The 19,152-nt window shown below is 55.8% G+C and carries 19 protein-coding genes; 7 read left to right on the plus strand and 12 right to left on the minus strand.

Annotated features, from left to right (window positions below):
- The first annotated feature begins 8 nt into the window (after positions 1 to 8).
- The 4 genes from fdh3B to ACOOFE_RS03050 all read left to right on the plus strand — a co-directional run bounded on the left by fdh3B (position 9) and on the right by ACOOFE_RS03050 (position 3,530).
- On the plus strand, positions 9 to 617 hold the full coding sequence (fdh3B, locus tag ACOOFE_RS03035) for a formate dehydrogenase FDH3 subunit beta (protein WP_141185058.1): 609 nt from the start codon (positions 9 to 11) through the stop codon (positions 615 to 617).
- Positions 618 to 759: 142 nt separating this feature from the next.
- Positions 760 to 1,983 (plus strand): formate dehydrogenase subunit gamma, encoded by a 1,224-nt coding sequence (locus tag ACOOFE_RS03040; RefSeq protein ID WP_420413590.1) that lies wholly within the window; start codon positions 760 to 762, stop codon positions 1,981 to 1,983.
- Positions 1,984 to 2,172: 189 nt separating this feature from the next.
- Positions 2,173 to 3,405, plus strand: a complete 1,233-nt coding sequence (locus ACOOFE_RS03045) for a c-type cytochrome (protein ID WP_420413591.1) — start codon at positions 2,173 to 2,175, stop codon at positions 3,403 to 3,405.
- The gene (locus ACOOFE_RS03050; RefSeq protein ID WP_256370149.1) at positions 3,402 to 3,530 is read left to right on the plus strand and encodes a hypothetical protein; all 129 of its coding nucleotides are present in this window, start codon (positions 3,402 to 3,404) and stop codon (positions 3,528 to 3,530) included. The genes ACOOFE_RS03045 and ACOOFE_RS03050 overlap by 4 nt, the downstream gene beginning before the upstream one ends.
- Positions 3,531 to 3,587: 57 nt before the next feature.
- Here the strand turns inward: ACOOFE_RS03050 and ACOOFE_RS03055 are convergent, their stop codons facing one another.
- The 9 genes from ACOOFE_RS03055 to ACOOFE_RS03095 all read right to left on the minus strand — a co-directional run bounded on the left by ACOOFE_RS03055 (position 3,588) and on the right by ACOOFE_RS03095 (position 12,580).
- Positions 3,588 to 4,634 (minus strand): GNAT family N-acetyltransferase, encoded by a 1,047-nt coding sequence (locus ACOOFE_RS03055; protein WP_420413592.1) that lies wholly within the window; start codon positions 4,632 to 4,634, stop codon positions 3,588 to 3,590.
- A 238-nt stretch (positions 4,635 to 4,872) separates the two neighbouring features.
- Positions 4,873 to 5,709, minus strand: a complete 837-nt coding sequence (locus ACOOFE_RS03060; RefSeq protein ID WP_420413593.1) for a substrate-binding domain-containing protein — start codon at positions 5,707 to 5,709, stop codon at positions 4,873 to 4,875.
- A 38-nt stretch (positions 5,710 to 5,747) separates the two neighbouring features.
- A complete protein-coding gene (locus tag ACOOFE_RS03065) occupies positions 5,748 to 6,527 on the minus strand; it encodes an ATP-binding cassette domain-containing protein (RefSeq protein WP_420413594.1) in 780 nt (259 codons plus the stop codon).
- Positions 6,520 to 7,227 carry an ABC transporter permease gene (locus tag ACOOFE_RS03070; RefSeq protein ID WP_420413595.1) on the minus strand — a complete coding sequence of 236 codons (708 nt, stop codon included), beginning with the start codon at positions 7,225 to 7,227 and terminating at the stop codon, positions 6,520 to 6,522. Before ACOOFE_RS03070 ends, ACOOFE_RS03065 begins: the two co-directional genes overlap by 8 nt.
- 219 nt (positions 7,228 to 7,446) lie before the next feature.
- The gene (locus ACOOFE_RS03075; protein ID WP_420413596.1) at positions 7,447 to 8,241 is read right to left on the minus strand and encodes a citryl-CoA lyase; all 795 of its coding nucleotides are present in this window, start codon (positions 8,239 to 8,241) and stop codon (positions 7,447 to 7,449) included.
- Positions 8,238 to 9,431, minus strand: a complete 1,194-nt coding sequence (locus ACOOFE_RS03080; protein ID WP_420413597.1) for a CaiB/BaiF CoA transferase family protein — start codon at positions 9,429 to 9,431, stop codon at positions 8,238 to 8,240. Before ACOOFE_RS03080 ends, ACOOFE_RS03075 begins: the two co-directional genes overlap by 4 nt.
- 27 nt (positions 9,432 to 9,458) lie before the next feature.
- Positions 9,459 to 10,976, minus strand: a complete 1,518-nt coding sequence (locus ACOOFE_RS03085) for a tripartite tricarboxylate transporter permease (protein WP_420413598.1) — start codon at positions 10,974 to 10,976, stop codon at positions 9,459 to 9,461.
- A 1-nt stretch (position 10,977) separates the two neighbouring features.
- Positions 10,978 to 11,472 (minus strand): tripartite tricarboxylate transporter TctB family protein, encoded by a 495-nt coding sequence (locus tag ACOOFE_RS03090; protein WP_141185068.1) that lies wholly within the window; start codon positions 11,470 to 11,472, stop codon positions 10,978 to 10,980.
- A gap of 121 nt (positions 11,473 to 11,593) precedes the next feature.
- Positions 11,594 to 12,580, minus strand: a complete 987-nt coding sequence (locus ACOOFE_RS03095; RefSeq protein ID WP_141185069.1) for a tripartite tricarboxylate transporter substrate binding protein — start codon at positions 12,578 to 12,580, stop codon at positions 11,594 to 11,596.
- A 186-nt stretch (positions 12,581 to 12,766) separates the two neighbouring features.
- Here ACOOFE_RS03095 and ACOOFE_RS03100 point away from each other — a divergent pair, with 186 nt between their 5' ends.
- The 3 genes from ACOOFE_RS03100 to ACOOFE_RS03110 are packed head-to-tail and all read left to right on the plus strand — an operon-like array spanning position 12,767 to position 15,910.
- Positions 12,767 to 13,438 (plus strand): response regulator transcription factor, encoded by a 672-nt coding sequence (locus ACOOFE_RS03100; RefSeq protein ID WP_209010979.1) that lies wholly within the window; start codon positions 12,767 to 12,769, stop codon positions 13,436 to 13,438.
- Positions 13,431 to 14,828 (plus strand): sensor histidine kinase, encoded by a 1,398-nt coding sequence (locus ACOOFE_RS03105; protein ID WP_420413599.1) that lies wholly within the window; start codon positions 13,431 to 13,433, stop codon positions 14,826 to 14,828. The genes ACOOFE_RS03100 and ACOOFE_RS03105 overlap by 8 nt, the downstream gene beginning before the upstream one ends.
- Positions 14,825 to 15,910: an ABC transporter substrate-binding protein gene (locus ACOOFE_RS03110; RefSeq protein ID WP_420413600.1), complete on the plus strand. Its 1,086-nt coding sequence runs from the start codon at positions 14,825 to 14,827 to the stop codon at positions 15,908 to 15,910. Before ACOOFE_RS03105 ends, ACOOFE_RS03110 begins: the two co-directional genes overlap by 4 nt.
- A 2-nt stretch (positions 15,911 to 15,912) precedes the next feature.
- On the opposite strand, the gene ACOOFE_RS03115 is transcribed toward ACOOFE_RS03110, so the two are convergent.
- The 3 genes from ACOOFE_RS03115 to ACOOFE_RS03125 form a co-directional block, all read right to left on the minus strand.
- Positions 15,913 to 16,833: an ROK family protein gene (locus ACOOFE_RS03115; protein WP_420413601.1), complete on the minus strand. Its 921-nt coding sequence runs from the start codon at positions 16,831 to 16,833 to the stop codon at positions 15,913 to 15,915.
- A gap of 127 nt (positions 16,834 to 16,960) precedes the next feature.
- A complete protein-coding gene (locus ACOOFE_RS03120) occupies positions 16,961 to 17,662 on the minus strand; it encodes a UTRA domain-containing protein (protein ID WP_420413602.1) in 702 nt (233 codons plus the stop codon).
- A gap of 14 nt (positions 17,663 to 17,676) precedes the next feature.
- Positions 17,677 to 19,056, minus strand: coding sequence for a formimidoylglutamate deiminase (locus ACOOFE_RS03125; protein ID WP_420413603.1), 1,380 nt, complete (start codon positions 19,054 to 19,056; stop codon positions 17,677 to 17,679).
- Positions 19,057 to 19,152 lie beyond the last annotated feature (96 nt).

The raw sequence follows: 19,152 nt of genomic DNA on the forward strand, positions 1-19,152 counted from the left end.
GAGAACGAATGGCACTTGGTGGACAAGCGAGGGCTAAGTTCCTCTGTGACGCTGAGCGGTGTATCGAATGCAACGCCTGCGTGACCGCCTGTAAAAACGAGCATGAAGTGCCCTGGGGCATCAACCGCCGCCGTGTCGTCACCATCAATGACGGCAAACCCGGCGAACGGTCGATCTCCGTGGCCTGCATGCACTGTTCGGACGCGCCCTGTATGGCGGTGTGCCCGGTCGATTGTTTCTACCAGAACGAAGAAGGTGTGGTCCTTCACTCCAAGGACCTGTGCATAGGCTGCGGCTACTGCTTCTATGCTTGCCCCTTCGGTGCTCCGCAGTTCCCGCAAGCGGGCAACTTCGGTTCACGTGGTAAGATGGACAAGTGCACCTTCTGTGCAGGTGGTCCGGAAGAGAACCATTCGACTGCAGAATTCGCGAAATACGGCCGCAACCGTATCGCGGAAGGCAAACTGCCGCTGTGTGCAGAAATGTGCTCCACAAAAGCCTTGCTTGCAGGGGACGGCGACGTTGTGTCGGCGATCTACCGTGAGCGTGTGGTTGCCCGTGGCTTCGGCTCCGGCGCCTGGGGCTGGGGCTCTGCATACGGCCAAAGAGGCGGTTAAGCCAGGTTACTAAAACCCGTCTGGATGAAGTATCCAGGCGGGGACCTGACTCACGTCCTTCTGAAGATTTCAAACATGTGCGGGGCGGCCATGCAGCCGCCCTGCGTGTCTCCGACTGATGTACTCGTGTGAGGTTCCAGACATGAAACGCCTGGCTCTGATTATGGCTGTCCTGTTTGCATTCATGACCCAAGTCGTTGCGCAGGATTCTGGCGCGAGTGAGGGCGCCGTGGATCGCTCGGCAACAGGAGGGGCTCAGACACTCGAAGATATTTTGAAGCGCCAGCGCGGCGAAAAAGTCGACTACGATTTCAAAAGAAATGCGACCGGCGATCCTGACTCTGCGGCAGGTATATCCTCACAAATGGGGACGCTGGGCGGTGTGTCCGACCCTGAACTCTGGCGAGCCCTGCGCTACGGGTCCGCGGACATCACTGTTTCTTCTGGCGGGACACCGGCAACCGTGCTGATGCAAGACGGTGGCATGCGGTGGCTGGAGTGGCGTAAAGGGCCGCTGGCGACATATGGCGGTATCCTACTGCTGGCCACGCTGGCATTTCTCGGGTTATTCTACCTCTTGCGCGGGAGAATCCGCATTGACGGCGAAAAAACCGGACAAACGATTACCCGTTTTAAGGCGATCGAACGGTTTGGGCACTGGCTCCTCGGTGGATCCTTCATTCTGCTTGGACTGACAGGTCTTATCACCTTGTTCGGCCGGATGCTCATCATTCCACTGATCGGCCATGATGCGTTCCATCCGCTCGCTTCGATGTCAAAGTGGGTGCACAACAACGTCTCCTGGGCCTTCATGTTGGGTCTGGTGATGGTCTTTGTCATGTGGGTTGCGCACAACATCCCGAACAAGACAGATCTAAAATGGATTGCCGTTGGCGGTGGGCTTTTGAAAAAGGGTGTTCACCCGCCAGCCAAGAAATTCAATTTCGGCCAGAAAATGATTTTTTGGAGCGTGATTGTTTTTGGCGCGCTGATCTCCATCACCGGGCTGTCTTTATTGTTCCCCTTCCAGATGCCGATGTTTGCTGCTGTATCTGATGCTTTAAACGCTACTGGCCTGCCGCAGCTTCTTGGTTTTGGAACTCTGCCAACCGAACTTGCGCCGCATGAGGACATGCAATTGGCGCAGTTGTGGCACGCGATCCTGGCATTCATTCTGATGGCCATTGTGCTAGCCCATATCTACATCGGCTCGGTCGGTATGGAAGGCGCCTATGATGCCATGGGCACGGGCGACGTGGAGTTGCAGTGGGCCCGTGAACACCACGGCCTCTGGGTCAAGGAAGTCGAAGCAGCTGAAGCAAACGAAAAGGAACGGGACGCCGCCGGGGCGGTTCCGGCTGAATAGATGCGTCCGGGTATTGTCCGTGCGTCCTTTGACGCTTTGTCAACGCTAGAAGCGCCGTTGATTAGCTGTCTAAATAAATGCCGGTTGTGGCATGGGTTTCTGGTTGCCGGGGCGGTGGTTTTCAGCGGCCAACCCCAACTTGCGGGAGCCGCCGAATTTCAAACCCTGAAAGGCCATGGCGGGCCGGTGATGGATATATCGGTTGCTAAGGAAAACGGACTTGTTGCGACCGCAAGCTTCGATAACTCTGTCGGTGTTTGGTCCGGCCGCATGCCTCAGTGGCTGGAAGGCCATGAGGCGGCCGTCAAGGCGGTAACCTTTGTTGATAAGGAACGCCTTGTCTCGGCTGGCGACGACAACGATCTGATCCTCTGGGATCTGAAAACCGGATCGCAAACCAAGCTCGAAGGTCATACCGCAAAAGTCGTTGGGATCGCGGTTTCGCCGGATAAAAAGCTCATCGCCAGTGCCAGTTGGGATTCGCGTATTGGTCTTTGGGCGATTGCGGGCGGTGAGCCACAATTCCTCAGCGGCCATTCGTCGGGCGTGAATGCGGTCGCATTTTCCCGAGATGGGCGCTCGCTTTATTCGGGCTCGGTTGATGGCTCCGTCATCCTTTGGGACTTGGACAAAAGAACCGAAAAACGCGTAATCGACCGCAATGGGTTTGGCATCAATGTGCTGGCCCTCGGTGGTGGGGACGAAGGACCCGCGAGCTGGCTTGCCTATGGCTCTCAAGACGGTGTCACCCGGATGATCGACTTGAACACCGGCGAGCGCCTGAACGAGTTTTCCTTGGACCGGCGGCCGATCCTCGGGCTGACGGTCAGTCCGGATGGTAGGCGGCTCGCGACAGGGGACGGGCAAGGGTATATCACCGTTTTTGATACAAAATCCTGGCGGATCGAAACCGACTTCCGGGCCGCTCTTAAAGGACCGATCTGGGCCTTGGCCTTTTCCCAGGACGGCAGCGTGCTTCATGCTGGTGGTATCGAAAACATCGTCTATTCGTGGCCTGTCGCAGACCTGGCCAGTTTTGATCCAATGGCCACTGAGACACCGCTTTTCCTCCGCAAGCCGGACGAAATGAGCAACGGCGAACGGCAATTTGCCCGCAAATGTTCGATTTGCCACTCGCTCACGGAAGACGGCATTCGTAAGGCCGGTCCGACGCTCCATAAGGTCTTTGGCCGAAAGGCAGGTACATTGCCCGGATACAGTTATTCGGAAACGCTTCTAACCTCTGATATCATTTGGTCGGGCGAAACCATCGATCAATTGTTCTTAGATGGACCTGATCATTATATACCGGGCTCCAAGATGCCGATGCAGCGGATTGTCTTGCAGGAAGATCGCAAGGACCTTGTAGAGTATTTAAAAACGGCAACGGTTTCTGGCCAGGCCGGGGAAGGACACCAATGAAAGCCATGCTGACCGCCTTTGCGGCCATCGTTGTGATTGCGATTGGCGCCAATCAAGTTCTGGACCGAGCCGGGTTTTCCAGTGCCGACCAGACAACCGGTAATGCTGTCCGGCTCGGGAATTAGATCTGCTACTTGTTGAAATCACAAACAATAGTGCACGTTTGACCAGTGCCAGTGTGTTTACTTTTGCCGTCTTGAGATAAGGACCTGGAATTCCGGGTCCTTGTGAAGGGGCTGAAGCGCCCAGAAATTCTCTAGCCAGGCCGTTTGCCCCTGCCAATCGCTTTCAAGCAAAAGGCGGATGTTGTCGAGTGCCCGTTGGTTGTCACCTGCCATGACGCTTGCTCCCGCGGCGGGGAAACGGCACCAATTGATATCGGCGCTTGCTTGTTCAAAGTGAGTGGCGAGTTCTGCGCAGTATGCAGAACCCAGATCACCGATGTTTTCCGCGGGCAACCTGCAGCTATAAGCGGTGTAGCGATCCAATTCGGTAAGGCCGATTGACTTGGCGGTTGCAATCGACCCTTTGTTGGACGCATGCGTATGCCATTCAATATCGGCAATTCCACGCTGAAGACAGGCATGAATCGTTGCGGATGCGGCAGCCTGGGCAAGTCCTAGCCGCCTATATTTTGAGGATGTTCGAACGCCAATTTCGCACCGTGATCCACACACGCTGTCTGTCAGGCAATGGCTGACGATTTGTTTGTTGTGGAGCGCGCAGACGCCGACCGCATTCTCAAAAAACGCATCTGGTGAACGCCATTCCTCGACCGCGCGTCGGAATAGGTCCAAGTTGCCAGGATTCCGGTTAAACAAGTTTCTATCTATCGGTACAAATTCAAATCCAGCAGGCGGTTGGATAAGCTCAGGCAGCGGATTGCCAGATGCAAAACCGAAACGAAGCCGTGGGTGGGGCAACGCGTATTTGTTGCTCCAAACCTGATCAAGAAACGGCCCCCAGTGGTCTTCACAATAAAGGTAGGCCCAGTCTGGAATGATTGCCCAGATCCTTTCCAAACTGTGCTCGGCGGGCTTCAGTTCACCTGCAAGAAAATACATGTCCCCAATAACAACAATCGCCACTTCAGGGTTGGGGCGGTGGTCGACCCAAATGTCTCCCTGACTGGTTCCGTTTAGAACGGAAAGAACAGCAACGTGTGTGCTGGCAAGTTCAGCCAGTGCGGATTGAGCCGTCGAGACGGCGTGTTTTTCGAGTTTGAACATGAGAATGCGATCCTATGGCTGTTACGCAGTGGAGCTGCGCAACAGGCAAAGAGAACTGGAACAAAGTCAGAGATGTTCCGATGACGTCCGGTATGTGCTAGCCGGCATCCTGCGTGGTGGTGTCTATCATCTTGGCACCTCGCTTTTTCTGTTCAATTCATCGCACGGGGAGTTTAGGCGTCTTCTAAGGTTCTAACAAGAGTTTTGGTTTGGTGGTGTGCCAGCTTGTATTGAAGAGTTAACTGGATCCCTTGTTCGCATTTGCAAAAAATAGCTGCTGGCCATCAATCTTATACGCGGAGATGGCGGTTTGACCCTCTTTCGACAAAAGCCAATCGATAAACCGTTGTCCCATTGCGGCTTTGACATGCGGATGGGTTTCCGGATTCACCAGGATTACGCCATACTGGTTGAACATCTTCGAATCCCCCTCAACAGCAATTTCATGCGTCCCTTTGTTGCCGAAAGCGATCCAAGTGGCCCGGTCAGTCAGAACATAAGCGCCCATGCCGGTGCCCGTATTGAGCGTTGCGCCCATTCCAGACCCGGTTTCCCGATACCAGCTGCCCGATGCCTGTGCGGGGTCGATCCCAGCAGCCGTCCAGAGCCGGAGTTCTGCCTTGTGCGTGCCGCTGTCATCGCCGCGCGAGGCGAAGGTTGCTTTGCCTTCTGCAATTTTTGTGAGGGCGGCAGAAACATCGGTTAAGCCGTAGACACCGGCTGGGTCGCTGGCAGGGCCGACAATCACGAAGTCGTTGTACATGACATCGGCGCGGGACACACCAAAACCATCGGTAACAAACTTCTCTTCAGACGGTTTAGAGTGCACAAAGAGGACATCGCCGTCCCCATTGGCGGCGTTTTTGATCGCCTGTCCGGTGCCGACCGCAACCACACGCACTTCGATCCCCGATTTTGCGGTGAACTTTGGCAAGAGGTCGTCAAACAGGCCAGAGTTCTGTGTGGAGGTCGTTGACTGAACAATAATGAACTTGTCTTCAGCCTTTGCTGATTGATCTAAACCAATCGCGGCAGCTGCGGCGAAAACAAGGCTAAAAAACAAACGTTTGGACATGAAGTAGATCCTGAATATCAGAAAGAGTGAAACTGTGTTTATTGGGAGGTGTAGAGGCGCCCATCGCGCCATGCGCGTGCGGGCTCACTTTTGGGGATGGTCAACACGCGGCCGGCAGTTCCGGTTTCTGCAACCCGACCATCTTGCAAAAAAACAACGTCCTGCCCCAATCGGCTGGCCTGACCAGCATCATGGGTGACAAGAACGATGGTGATACCCTTGGCATTTGCGTCGAGAATCAATTGTTCGATGGCAGCAGTCGAAGCTGGGTCGAGGCTCGCGGTGGGTTCGTCCAGAAACAACAAATCTGGCTCGCAGGCGAGGGCACGGACGGTGGCAAGGCGTTGCTGTTCCCCTCCGGACAGCACTCGTGCCGGGCGGTGTGCCAAATGCGCGAGCCCTGCCGCGTTCAACGCCTGATGGATCAGGCCTTCACATTTAGGCCTTTTGTGACCCCGCACCCGCAGAGCGAATTTCAGATTGGCTGCTGCCGACCGGCGTAAAAGAACCGGCCGCTGAAAGACCATCGCCTGAGCTTGCCGAGCCGTTTTGTCGAGCGGGCGGTGTTGCCATAGGACTTGCCCATCAGTCGGGGTGATCAAACCGTGCAGCAAGCGCAGAAGCAGGCTTTTTCCGGCGCCGTTCGGCCCCATGATGACGGTCCGAGATCCGCGCCGGATCTGAAGGTCGATGTTGGAAAGCAGCTGATGACCGGACGTTTCAAACCCAAGACCACGCGTCTCCAGGAGGATTTCGCGAGTGTCTGGAAGTGGATTTACGGACGGGGCCGATTGTGTGTCGAGGGGCATGTTACGCATAAGCAGCCCTTACAGCTGAGGCGCGCAGGGTCATGACCAGAGCATTGACAGTAAACGCGATTGTTAAAAGCACCACACCAAGTGCCAAGGCCAGCTCCAAATTGCCCTTAGAGGTTTCAAGCGCAATGGTCGTGGTCATCACTCGGGTGACGTGATTGATGTTGCCTCCGACGATGATGACGGCCCCTACTTCCGCAACAGCCCGGCCAAAACCTGCCAGCGCGACGGTCAACAGGCTGTAGCGTGCGTCCCACAAAAGGGCTGTCACCCTGTTGAACGGTCCAACACCCATCGATGCAAACTGCTCCGAGTACTCCAGATTGAGATCTTCGATTACTTGCCGGGTCAAAGCCGCAACAATCGGTGTCACCAAAACCGTTTGAGCGATGATCATCGCGGTCGGTGTGTAGAGCAGACGTAAGGGGCCAAGCGGGCCGGATGCGGAGAGCATCAGATAGACGAGTAGGCCGACAACAACAGGCGGCAATCCCATCAAGGCATTGAGAATAATGGTTAAAAGTGTCCGGCCGGGAAACCGGAACGCGCCCGCCAAAGCCCCTAAAGGAAATCCAATCAGGCAGGAGATCACGACAGCCGTCAGAGTGACCCGCATGGACAGGCCAATGATTTCGATCAGGTCCGGATTAAACGCGAATACCAAGCCAAAGGCTCCAGTCAACACGCTCCAGAAGCTGTCCATTCTCGTTATTTCCTCCCGACTTTCGGAGAAAATAACACAAAATGCATAAAATTGCACATTGTCCTTTCGTCCAGATGTTTGTCATTTGCGACATGGCCGAGGACGCTGGACTGTGATTGTTGGGCATGAAATAGAAAAAGCCTTGCTTCGGGCGGAGCAAGGCTAACATGAGGCGGCCTGGCACCGGATGGAGCACTCAGGCAATTTGTGGGTGGGCGCTTAATCCTTGGAGGTTGAGCCTTCGTCGTATGTCCAGCGGTAGGCTGGTGGTGTGGGTCCTTTGTTTCGGCCGCCCTGTTCGGTCTGTTCCCAGGCATGTGCCAGAATGCCGACAGACCGGGAGAGGCCGAAGAACCCCCTTGCCAGCGGAGCAGGGCAGCCCAGCTCGGCATAGATGACGGCTGTTGCGCCATCAATGTTCATTGGAACTGGTTTGCTGCGCTCGTCTGCGAGCTTGTTTTCGATGGCTCGGCCGATTGCAGCGTAGTTCCCCGAAACTTCGCCAGCAGCTGCTGCCTCCTCAACAAGGGCCAGCAATCGTGGCGCTCTCGGGTCCACGGGTTTGTGAAATCGGTGGCCGAAACCTGGAATGAACCGCCCGTGCTCCGCACGCCAGATATTCAGTGTGTCTTCTAGTGACTGCAGACCGGTTTCTTCAATTCTACGGTAGAGCTCGACCGCCTGCTCACCTGCGCCGCCATGGACATTCCCCAGCATGTTCAGCCCAGTTGCCATGGCAGATTGCAGTCCGATCCCGCAGGTGGCTGCCATGCGCGCGGCCGCAATAGATGGCGCTTGCGGTCCGTGATCGACGGCCGCAACAAGGGCGGCTTCAAATATGTGCGCCCGGTGACCGGAAATTTCTTTGCCTGTGACCATCAGCCAGATCATTTGGGCAAAGCCTGTGTTGCCGATCAGGTCTTCGACGGGACGGCCGCGCAAGGCAATCCGGCCTGGCTCCATATCGATGATGGATGTTCGCCACCAATCTGAAACGTCATTTTGATCGCTCACACCACACCCTCCTTGCGCAACTTCCTGATTTCTTCAGACGGCAAACCCAGTTCGCCAAGGATTTCCTCAGTATGTGCACCAAGCTCTGGCGGCGGGGTCGGGACGGAGGGGCGTTTGCCATCCATCATGGCGCCAATACGAACCAGGTCGATTGGCCGACCGACCCCAGGTGTTTCGTCGAAGTGCCCGAGAAAGTCACGGTCAATGATTTGCGGGTGGGCAAGGACTTCAGGCACGGTCAGAACGGCTCCTGCAGGCACGCCCAACCTGTTGAGCTCTTTGGCCCAAGTCCGGGCCGGGCGCGTTGTCAGCACTGTTTCAAGCTCTGCTTTCAGGCGCAGCCTGCTGCGTTTGCGGTCTTCGCGTGTGGCAAATTCCGGGCTGCCGATCAGATCTTCCCGTTCGAGGTGCTTGGCAAGGATTTCCCATTGCTCGTCCTTGTTCGCTGCAATGTTGATCAGGCCGTCTGCGCACTGGAACGCGCCGGATGGAGCAGACGTTGGATTTTCATTGCCGTTGGGTGTCGGAGCGACACCACCGATCAAATGGTTGGAAACCACCCAGCCCATGGTGGCAAGCACTGATTCCAGCATGGAGACATCAATGAACGTGCCGCGGTTTTCCGCAGTCAAGGCAGACGCAATCGCCATGGCCGCGGTCAGTCCGCCCACCGTGTCGGCCAGCGGGTAGCCGACCCGCAACGGAGCATTCTCAGCATCACCGGTGATCGACATGACCCCAGACGCGCCTTGTACGATCTGGTCATAAGCCGGGCGGTGTGCCCAGGGACCGTCCTGCCCAAAGCCAGAAATCGCGCAATAGATGAGGTGCGGTGCTACCTTGCGAAGCACGTCATACCCAACACCCAAGCGGTCCATAACCCCTGGCCGGAAGTTTTCGACCAGGACATCTGCTTGAGCCACAAGCCGTTTGAGCAAGTCTTTGCCGCGTGGATCTTTTAAGTTCAGCGTCAGCGATTTTTTGCCGGCGTTCTGGGCAAGAAAACTGATCCCCATACCCTTGGCGGAGAGGTCGGGATCCGCGCCGAGATTGCGGGCGAGATCTCCTCGCCCGACTGTCTCGATCTTGATCACTTCCGCGCCCAGATGTGCCAGTTGGTGGCAGGCAAAGGGTCCAGCAAGGACATTGGTCAAGTCGAGGACCTGGATCCCTTCAAGCGGTTTGGTCATCTCCGACTTTCCGTTGCGCTGCTCATCTCAATCACCGTCAGCAACGCCTTCCGCCCGGGCACGGGCCCTGCGGGCGCGGTAGCTCGGCAGGATCACGAGGATTGCCGCCAGAACCAGAAGACCCAGTGTCATCGGCCGTTCCAAAATGAATCCAATACCATCATAGAGCTGCATGGACCTGGAGAAATTGTCTTCCAGCATGGAGCCGAGGATGAAGCCGATCAGAAGCGGTGCCAGTGGGTAATCCGCAAAGCGCAGCACTGTCGCGCAAATGCCGAAGCCAACCAGGATCAGGAGTTCGGTCGCGTTGTTCTGGCCGATGTAGGCGCCCATCAAAGTGAAGAACAAAATGAAGGGGATCAGGAAGTTTCTCGGAACCGACAGAACCTTGGCGATGTAAGGGATCAGCGGCAGATTGAGGATCAAGAGGATCACATTGCCGAGATACATGGAAATGATGACTGCCCAAAAGATTTCCGGCTGATCGACCATCAAGCGCGGACCTGGAGAGACGTTCAGGGCAATCAGTGCACCGAGCAGGATTGCGGTGGTGCCGGACCCGGGAATGCCAAGGGTTAGCAGCGGCACGAAGGAGCCTGTGCAAGCGGCGTTGTTGGCGCTTTCCGGGGCTGCCAGACCTTTAACCGAGCCCTTGCCGAATTGATCCTGTTCTTCCTTGGGGGCGATGTTGCGCTCTACGGCGTAGCCGAGGAAGGATGCAATGGTTGCCCCTGCGCCCGGCAAAACCCCGATCAGGAAGCCTTGGATTGATTGGCGGCCAATGACCGGTGTGATCGCCTTGGCTTCCTCTTTGGTAATACGCAAATCCTTAATCTCACCATCGCCGCCATCTGTCTTAGACCGGCTCGGATCAAGAACGAGGTAGAGGGCTTCGGGCAAGGCAAACATGGCCATTGCAAGTGTGATAAAACCGAAACCTGATTGCAGATCCATCATCCCCATGGTGAAGCGAGGCATGTTGAACAAAGCGCCTTCACCGACGGTTGCCATGATGAGGCCGAGAATGGTCATCAAGAGAGCTTTAATCACCTGGCCGGTTCCAGCAAAAGCGGCAATGGCGGAAAGACCAACAACCATCAGCGCGAAATACTCAGCCGAATGAAACAGCAGGGCGACGGTTGCCAGAGCAGGCGCAAAGATCATCAAGAGGATGGCGCCAATGGTGCCACCGGAGAAGGATGAAATTGCAGCTACGGTCAGAGCCTTACCGGCTTTGCCTTGGCGCGCGAGCGGATAACCGTCAAAACTGGTTGCAACGGTTGAGGCAACGCCTGGTGCGTTGATCAGAATTGAAGACGTTGAACCGCCGAAGATCGCGCCGTAATAAACGCCGGCGAGCAGAATGAGGGCGGCAGATGGGTCGCCGATGGAAATCGCGACCGGGATCATGATCGCGATGATCGACATCGGCCCAAGCCCAGGCAGCATTCCTATGAAGGTGCCGATCAGACACCCGCCGACAACCATTAGCAAGTTGGTGACGGAAAAGGCCGTGCTCAGCCCGATAAAGATTCCTTCGAGCATGTCAGCCTCCGTTTCTAAAGAAGAATGGCAAGGGGCTCAGGAAAATCCCAAGAACCTGGTCAACAAGGTACCAGACAACGCCTGCGGCGATGGCTGAAGCCAGTGCCATCGTCACGTAACGCCGTTCGCCGAGGATATAGGAGCCCAGGAACAAGAAACCGACGGTCGACAGCAAGAAGCCGGCAGGACGCAAAAGCAGAGCATAGGCCACCATCAGGACGAGCAAAGCGATTGCCTGGCCGAGTTTGTAGTCGGTCAATCGACGGTAGTTGATTTCAGATGGTTTGGGCTCGCCGCTGCTCTTTTCAAAGCCTAACAAGATCAGCAAGGAACATATGATCGCCAGAACCGACAGTATTTTCGGGAATGTCGAAGGCCAAATCGGGTTCCTGCGCATGAAGGGCGCAAGAGCGTCGTCCATAGTGAAAAACGCCGTGTATCCATAAGCAAGACAGATCAACAAAATGATCATGGCGATCCATCGATCGAGCGCCATGGCGTCCTCCCCAGTGTTTTGATTTTTGAGTATGCACCGTGTCGGAGCCATTGGAAACGGAACCCGACATAATAAACAAGGCGGCGCAAGCTTATGCCGCGCCGCCAGTCAGTCTGGTTGATTAAAGGAAGCCGAGCTTCTTCATCAGATCGCCGATTTCCTTTTCCTGAAACTCCAGAAACTTGAGGAAGTCATCACCTGGCGTGTGGATGTTCACCCAGCCGTTGCGGGCACGGACTTCTTCCCAGGCATCAGTTGAGTACATCTTCGCGATTGCATACTGGTAGGCTTCAAGCTTGTCTGCCGGCAGGCCGGGGGCTGCGAAGAAACCACGCCAGTTGACAAAGTGCGTGTCGATGCCCTGCTCCTTCATTGTCGGCGCATCTTTGTAAGTGTCTACGCGTTCGTTAGACGTTACGCCGATGATTTTGACTTCGCCCGCGTTTGCAAGGTCAACTGCTTCCGAGAAACCGGTCGACAGAGCAGCGATCTCACCGGAAAGCAAAGCGGCCATAGCTTTTCCGCCAGCATCATACGGGATGTATTTGAAAGCTGTCGGGTCTTCACCAGCTGCCTGCATCGCCATGGCCGCAACCAAGTGATCCATGCCGCCAGGCACAGAACCGCCGCCAATCGCTGTACCAGACGGATCAGCTTTGTAGGCTGCGATCAAGTCTGTCATGGAGTTGATAGGGCTGTCTTTGCCAACAACAAGCGCAGCGTAATCACCGATGGTTCCTGCAACGAGTGTCAGGTCGCGGAAGTTCTGCGGGAAAACGCCTGTCAGGGACCGAATGACGATCGGGGTCGAGTTGACCATGAGCGTGCCATGGTTGGAGGCAGCATTTTCGATCAGGTAGCCGATGGCCTTGCCGCCGCCGCCGCCAGACATGTTTTCGTAGGAAGCTGTGCCAACGAGGCCAGACTTCGTAAGAGCTTCACCAGTGCCACGTGCAGTGCCGTCCCAACCGCCACCTGCACCACCAGGGATCAGGAAGTGAATGGAATCGACAATCTTGTGGTTGTCTGCCATCGCAGGCATAGCAAATGTCATGGAAGCTGCTGCCGCAGCCAGAACGACCCGGCGGGTCATTTTCATAAGTGTCATGTTTTCCTCCACATGGTCCGGCCCTTTGGTGGGCCGATTAGAGCCGCTGGACCGCAGGTGCGGACCCTCCCAGCGGGCTTGCTCTCAGCCTAACGCCGAACCCTGTCATCAACCTGTCACCCTATGCCGCCGCGCTTGCATGTGCCGATCAAGCGGGGCAAGAGTGAAAGAAGGAGGATGAAAAAAGTGCGTTTGCTGCTGGTTGAAGACACATTTGACATGGCCGAGGCGATTATGATCCGGCTGGACCGGAGCGGTATTGCCTGTGATCTTGCAAAGACGCTGGACGAAGCCCGATCGCTGCTCGATGTGCAGCGCTACGATGTGATCGTTCTGGATTTGAATTTGCCGGATGGCCTTGGGACAGACCTTCTTAAAGAGATGCGCGCGAAAGCTGACCGCACACCGGTTCTGGTACTAACGGCAGAATTTTCCGTTGATGACCGGGTGTCTACGCTGAATTCCGGCGCGGATGACTATTTGGTGAAGCCGTTTGACCATCGTGAATTGGAAGCCCGTATCCAGGCCCTTTTCCGGCGCGAAAAAGGCGACAAGGCCGAAGAGATTTTGCTCGGAGATCTAACTTTTAATGCCACTGCCCGCGTCGTTCGGCACAAGGATACGCCAGTTAATCTGACACGGCGGGAATTTTCCCTTTTGGAACTTCTCATCCGCAATCGGGGCAAAATCCTAAGTAAGGAACGGCTCTTTGAGGGTGTTTTCAGTTTTCAAGATACCGACGTCAGCATGAACGCTTTGGAGCTTTACATTGCGCGCTTGCGTAAAAAACTGTCTGGCAGTTCGGTGCGCATCGAAACCCAAAGAGGGCTTGGCTACAAGCTGGAAACAGATGGCTAGCCTTCTCAACAGATTGGGGGCGACTTCGCTCACGGCCCGTGTTGCTCTGGGCGTGACCTTTCTGTTGGCATTCGGCGGTGTGATCGTCTCGGTCGCCGCATTTGCATACGGCCGGGAGGCCGCGCGGTCCGCCTACGACCGGCTGTTGGTGGGAGCTGCGAATGATATTGCTTCCGCGATTGCCGTAGTGGACGGCAGTCCGGTTCTGGTTTTGCCTCATTCGGCTTTCGAACTTCTCGCACTCGCCCCAGATGACCGCATCGGTTACCGGATCTTGGGACCGGATGGAGAAACGCTCACAGGTTACGATGAAATCGTACTTCCTGACGGGCTGACGGGTTTTCAGGATGTTTTCTTTGATGCGCCGTTTTTTGGTGAAGACGCCCGGTATGTTGTCGTTTCGCGTCAATTTGCAGAACGTACCTGGAGTGGGACCGTCCGGATCGTTGTCGGTCAGACGTTGCTTGCCCGGGAAGCCATGGCCTTCGATATTACCCGGAAAGCGCTCTATGTGCTGGCTGCGTCCGGGTTCGCAATGATGCTGTTGGCGGTGCTCGTTGTGCGGGCCGTCTTCAATCCCTTGAAGCGTATTGCAAGTGGCTTGGCAGCCCGGGATCCACATGATCTTACGCCTTTGGATACGGATGTTCCGCGCGAAACAGCGATTATGATCCAAGCACTGAACGGGTTCATGGGACGGCTCGACAGGCAGATGAATTCGATGAGGCATCTGATTTCGGACACCGCTCATCAACTGCGGACGCCTGTTGCAGCACTCCGGGCACAGGCGGATCTTTTTTCGGACGAAAAGGATCCGGAGCGCAGAGAACGTGTTGTTGAACGGATTCAAACTCGATCTTCCAGTCTCGGCCGTTTGCTCGATCAAATGCTGAGTCAGGCGCTTGTCATTCACCGCGGTGACAGTGTCCGACGCGAACGGGTTGATTTGCGCGATGTCGTACTGGATGTTTTTGAGGATGGCGACCACACGGTGTTAATGCCGCATATGGAAGTTGTTCCGACAGTGGCGGACCATCCGATATTGGTTCTGGCGGATGCAACGTCACTTCAGGAGGCCGTCAAGAACCTACTGAGTAATGCTTTGAAATACGGGCGGGCTCCGGTGCGGATCGGGGCGACGCTTGAAGGTGATACCGCTTCAATATGGGTCGAAGACAGCGGTGGTGGCCCCGACCCTGATGTTCTTTCTGCTCTTGGGTCGCGATTCAACCAGGCAGGACCAATCCGGCAAAACAGTTCGGGCCTTGGCTTGGCAATTGCGCATGCAGTCGCAAACTCCTTTGAAGGGCGCCTCGTTTTGGAAAAGCGGCAAGGGAAAACGTTCCGTGCAGCGCTGATATTTCCGGCAACCAAAGCGGAGAGCTCATGAGACATCGATCCACGTGTTGGGCGACCTTGTTTTCTTTGCTGAGCCTGGGCCTGGCGGTTCAGGTGACACAAGGATTTGCAAATGAGCCGGAACTGATTGAACGATTTGAAGCTCCCTCCGCGACACAGACACTGATTGTCCGGTCGACCGCTGATATTTCGATCTATGCACCAGTTGTCGAGGCGTTTCTCGAAACCCAGTCAGATCTTGCCATTGTTTATGAACAATGGGGGTCGAACGATCTCTACAGCCAGACGCGGCAGGAATGCAGGGAAGATGCACCTGCAGCAGACGTGGTCATCAGTTCCGGCGTGCATCAGATGGTTAAGCTGGTCAATGAAGCGTGTGCGCAAAGCCATGTTTCCAGGGAGACTGAGCAGTTGCCACCCGCACTTCGCTGGCGCGATGAACTGTGGGGCATCACTCGGGAACCGGCTGTCGTTGTCTACAATCAGGAACTTGTTCCGCCCGATGAAGTGCCGAAATCCCGGTTCGACCTTTTGGATCTATTGCGGCCGACTTACACAAGATACGCGGGTAGGATTGCCACTTACGATATAGAGCGCTCCGGCTTGGGCTATCTTTTTGCATTCATTGATGCTCAGGAAGCTTCAACCTTTGGGGCGCTGCAAGAGGCTTTTGTGCGTACTCAGGCCGTTCTGTCCTGCTGTTCTTCGGACATTATCCGAGGGGTTGCAGAAGGGCGTTACCTCATCGCCTACAATGTGCTTGGATCCTATGCGCAAGGGTATCAGCAAACGGATGACCGGATCGGGATTGTTCTTCCCTCTGATTATACACTTGTTTTGTCGCGCGCACTCATGATCCCCAAAGGCGTAGATAATACCGCGGCAGCTGCCGAGTTTCTTGATTTTCAACTGTCACGGGTCGGGCAGCGCGCGCTCCGCGAAGCTTTGTTGATCAGTCCGCTTTTGGAAACGGAGGAAGGAGCGGAGGGGGAAACACTCAGTTCGACAGCCCTCCGGCCAATCGGCCTGTCACCTTCTTTGATGGTGGCGCGCGATCAGCTAACCCGCGAGACATTCTTAAAACGCTGGCGGGTGACGTTTCCGGTGCCGTGAGGTTATGGCGTCATGCCGAATTCTTGCGGGAAGGCCTTGCGCGCTTGGATGCTTGCGCCTTGCAAACCACCATTGTCTGCAAACGCTCCGCGTAGGACCAGCGGGGTATCATAGGTCGCCAAAGTCAGTGCGCGGGTCTTACGGTCGATTTCTGCCAGCAATTCTTCATCCGCGCTGAGCCCGCCGCTCACCGGTATGACGTCCGGTCCAAGCAGATTGACCACCATACTGAGGGCGCGGGATAGAAGCGTCGTATAGACCTCAATTGTCTTGGTTGCGTCAAGATCACCAACATGCCAAGCGCTGGTGATTTGAACGCTTGAAAGGTCTGTTCCGTGAAGGGCTTGGTGCAATTTCTCCAGGCCACGGGCCGATCCGTAGACATCCAGGCAGCCGGTTTGTCCGCAGCCGCATTCAAAATGGGGAATACCTGACAGGGTGCCGCCAGCCGTTGGGTCGACAACAGGGCCATGTCCCCATTCCCCGGCGATGCCACCATGTCCGGTTACCAAGGCGTCCTTATGGGTCAACCCGCCTCCAACGCCGGAGCCGAGAATGATGGCAAAGACGGTGTCCTTTCCGGCGCCGGCGCCGTCCACCGCCTCTGCTAGTGCAAATGCATTGGCATCATTGATGATCTGAACAGGGACACCCAATTCTTCGTTCAAGTCTGAAGCGACGCGGCGGCCATGAAGGCATGGAATGTTGGCGACGTCAGCCAGGCCGGTTTCGGCATCAAAGGCACCGGCTAGGGATATAACCGTAGGACCGGCAGGGTCAGGAAGACAGCTTCGAAGAGCGTCAACAAAGTCCGGCCAGGAATCGAGCGGTGTTGGAACGCGCCCTGCCTCAATAGCTAAGCCGGTCGGCTTTGGGTAAGCAAACCGGATGAAGCTGCCGCCAATATCAAATGAGGTCACCATTTCGAAGTCGTCTGTCCCAGTTCGTTCAACGATCTACGGAAGTCTGCAGTGGTTTTATCCAGTTTGAATAGATGGGTTTTGGGGACCCGTCTCGGATCTTTTTGGGAAGGCGAACCGGTATGTACTGTTAAAGAGCCGTGCGCATCCTATAACCGGGTGCATACACCAGTTTCACATGCGTGATTGGTTGTTCGCCTGCCCAGGTAATGCGTTCCATTGCAAACAGAGCACTGCCCGGCGCCGTATCCAGTTTTTCGGCAGCCGCCTTATCTGCACTCATTGCAAAAAGGGAGAGGTCGCCGTGGCTGTAAGGCGCGTTTTGAACGAGCCATTCGTTGGCACTGATTTTGGTGAAATCCGCCTTGGTCGCCTCCGGCGCAGCTTGCAGGTTGATGTACCGTTCTTCGAAGGCATAGGGACGTTTGTCGGCGAAATGCAGTGTTTTTAGATAAAGAACATCGCCGCTAAGGGCGGCTTGAAAAGCGCCATGTAGCATTGGTGGCAGTGGCCGTTGATCGTGGATCAGCAGGCTGTGCCGGTAGGCCTTGCCCAGGGCTTCGACTTCTTCCCGGATGATGGGAATGGTCAAAGTTGCCCGCTGCGGTGGATTAAGCACGACGCGCGTACCGGCCCGGCGTTTACGGACGACAAGGCCGCTTTCTGCAAGATCCCTGAGGGCACGGTTCACAGTGGTTCTGGCACAGCCGAATTCCTCGGCGAGATCCGCTTCATGCGGGATCAGTTCACCGGGTTGCCAAATCCGGTCATGGATCCGCTGCAACAGTTCTTCCCGGATGCCGGTCCAGGTATGGGACTCGCCAGAAGCCACGTGGGATTACCTCCTCATAACCGGTCGCGTAGGGACGCCATAGTGGCGCGGTACTTCGCCCGGATCGTCTCGCCTTTTACATGTTTTGCGCCTTGAACAACATGGCGGCCTGCAGACCAGACATCAGTCACCATGCGGTCGTCGCCAGCAAAGATGTAGGTATCGAGGATCTCGTCGCCTTCGCGGCCGTCCAGATCGATATGCGTGCCATCAAGGGCTATCAGATCCGCATAGGCTCCTTCGGCAATTGCCCCTGACTGCCGGCCGATGGCTTGTGCGCCGCCGGCAACCACACCGTCAAACAAAACCCGGCCGGTCGATTTCTCTTCTGTAGCCACAGATGCGCGGCACTTGTCGCGCAGGCGCTGAGAGTATTCCAGCGTGCGCAATTCTTCAGACAAGGAAATCCGGATGTTAGAATCTGACCCAACACCGATCTGTCCGCCCGCATCGAGATAACGCACACCATCAAATATGCCGTCGCCAAGGCTGGATTCTGTGATCGGACAAAGGCCAGCAACAGCACCAGTCTTGGCCAATCCCAACGTTTCTTCCGGTGTCATTTGGGTGCAGTGGATCAGGCACCAGTTGTTTGACACGTCATGGGAGTTCAAAAGCCAGTCAACGGGCCGTTTGCCCCTGGCTTCAAAAACTTCTTCAACTTCAGCAACTTGCTCGGCCAAATGCATGTGCAGCGGAGCGGAGCCCGCGAGCGCGATGGCGGCGGAGAGGCCGGCCTCATCCACTGCGCGCAGGGAATGGGGGGCGACACCAATTACGGAATCAGCTGGAAGCTCTTTAAGCTGTTCGAAGGCTAGTTCATGGAGCTTCTGAAAGCGCTCAAAATCATTGCCGAAACGGATCTGACCCGGCGCCAAATCCCGCTTGTCACAACCGCCATAGGTGTAAAGTACCGGCAGATGCGTGAGGCCAATGCCGGTTTCGGTGGCCGCGGCCATGATCCGATCAGACATTTCGGCAAGATTATCGTACGGGGTTCCGCCTAGCTGATGGTGCAAATAGTGAAACTCGCCAACGGCCGCATAACCGGCTTCCAGCATCTCCATTTGTACGAAAGCGGCAATGGCTTCGACATCATCCGGTGACAGCGCATCAAGGAAACGGAACATGATCTGCCGCCAGGTCCAGAAACTGTCGGTCGGTTCGGATCCGCGCCGTTCGCTCATACCGGCCATGGCCCGCTGAAAAGCATGGCTGTGCAGGTTTGCCGGGGCAGGTAACAGAATTTGTGTTGCCGTGCCGCTTGGCTTGGCGCCGGTTTCAACAGAGGTGATCTTTCCCTCGCGATCCAGATGAACCGCAACGTCCCTTGCCCATCCGTTCGGAAGCAGCGCCGTTTTTGCAAAAACCGTTTGGGTGGAGATTTTGGTCATGCAGGCTTTTCCCTCGTTGACACCTTAATATGTGCATGCATATTATATTATAACGCAATCTAATCAAGCCGGAGTTTTAAGGGTGTCTGAGCGTTT

The sequence above is a fragment of the Roseibium sp. genome, assembly GCF_965216085.1.
Lineage (GTDB): Bacteria > Pseudomonadota > Alphaproteobacteria > Rhizobiales > Stappiaceae > Roseibium.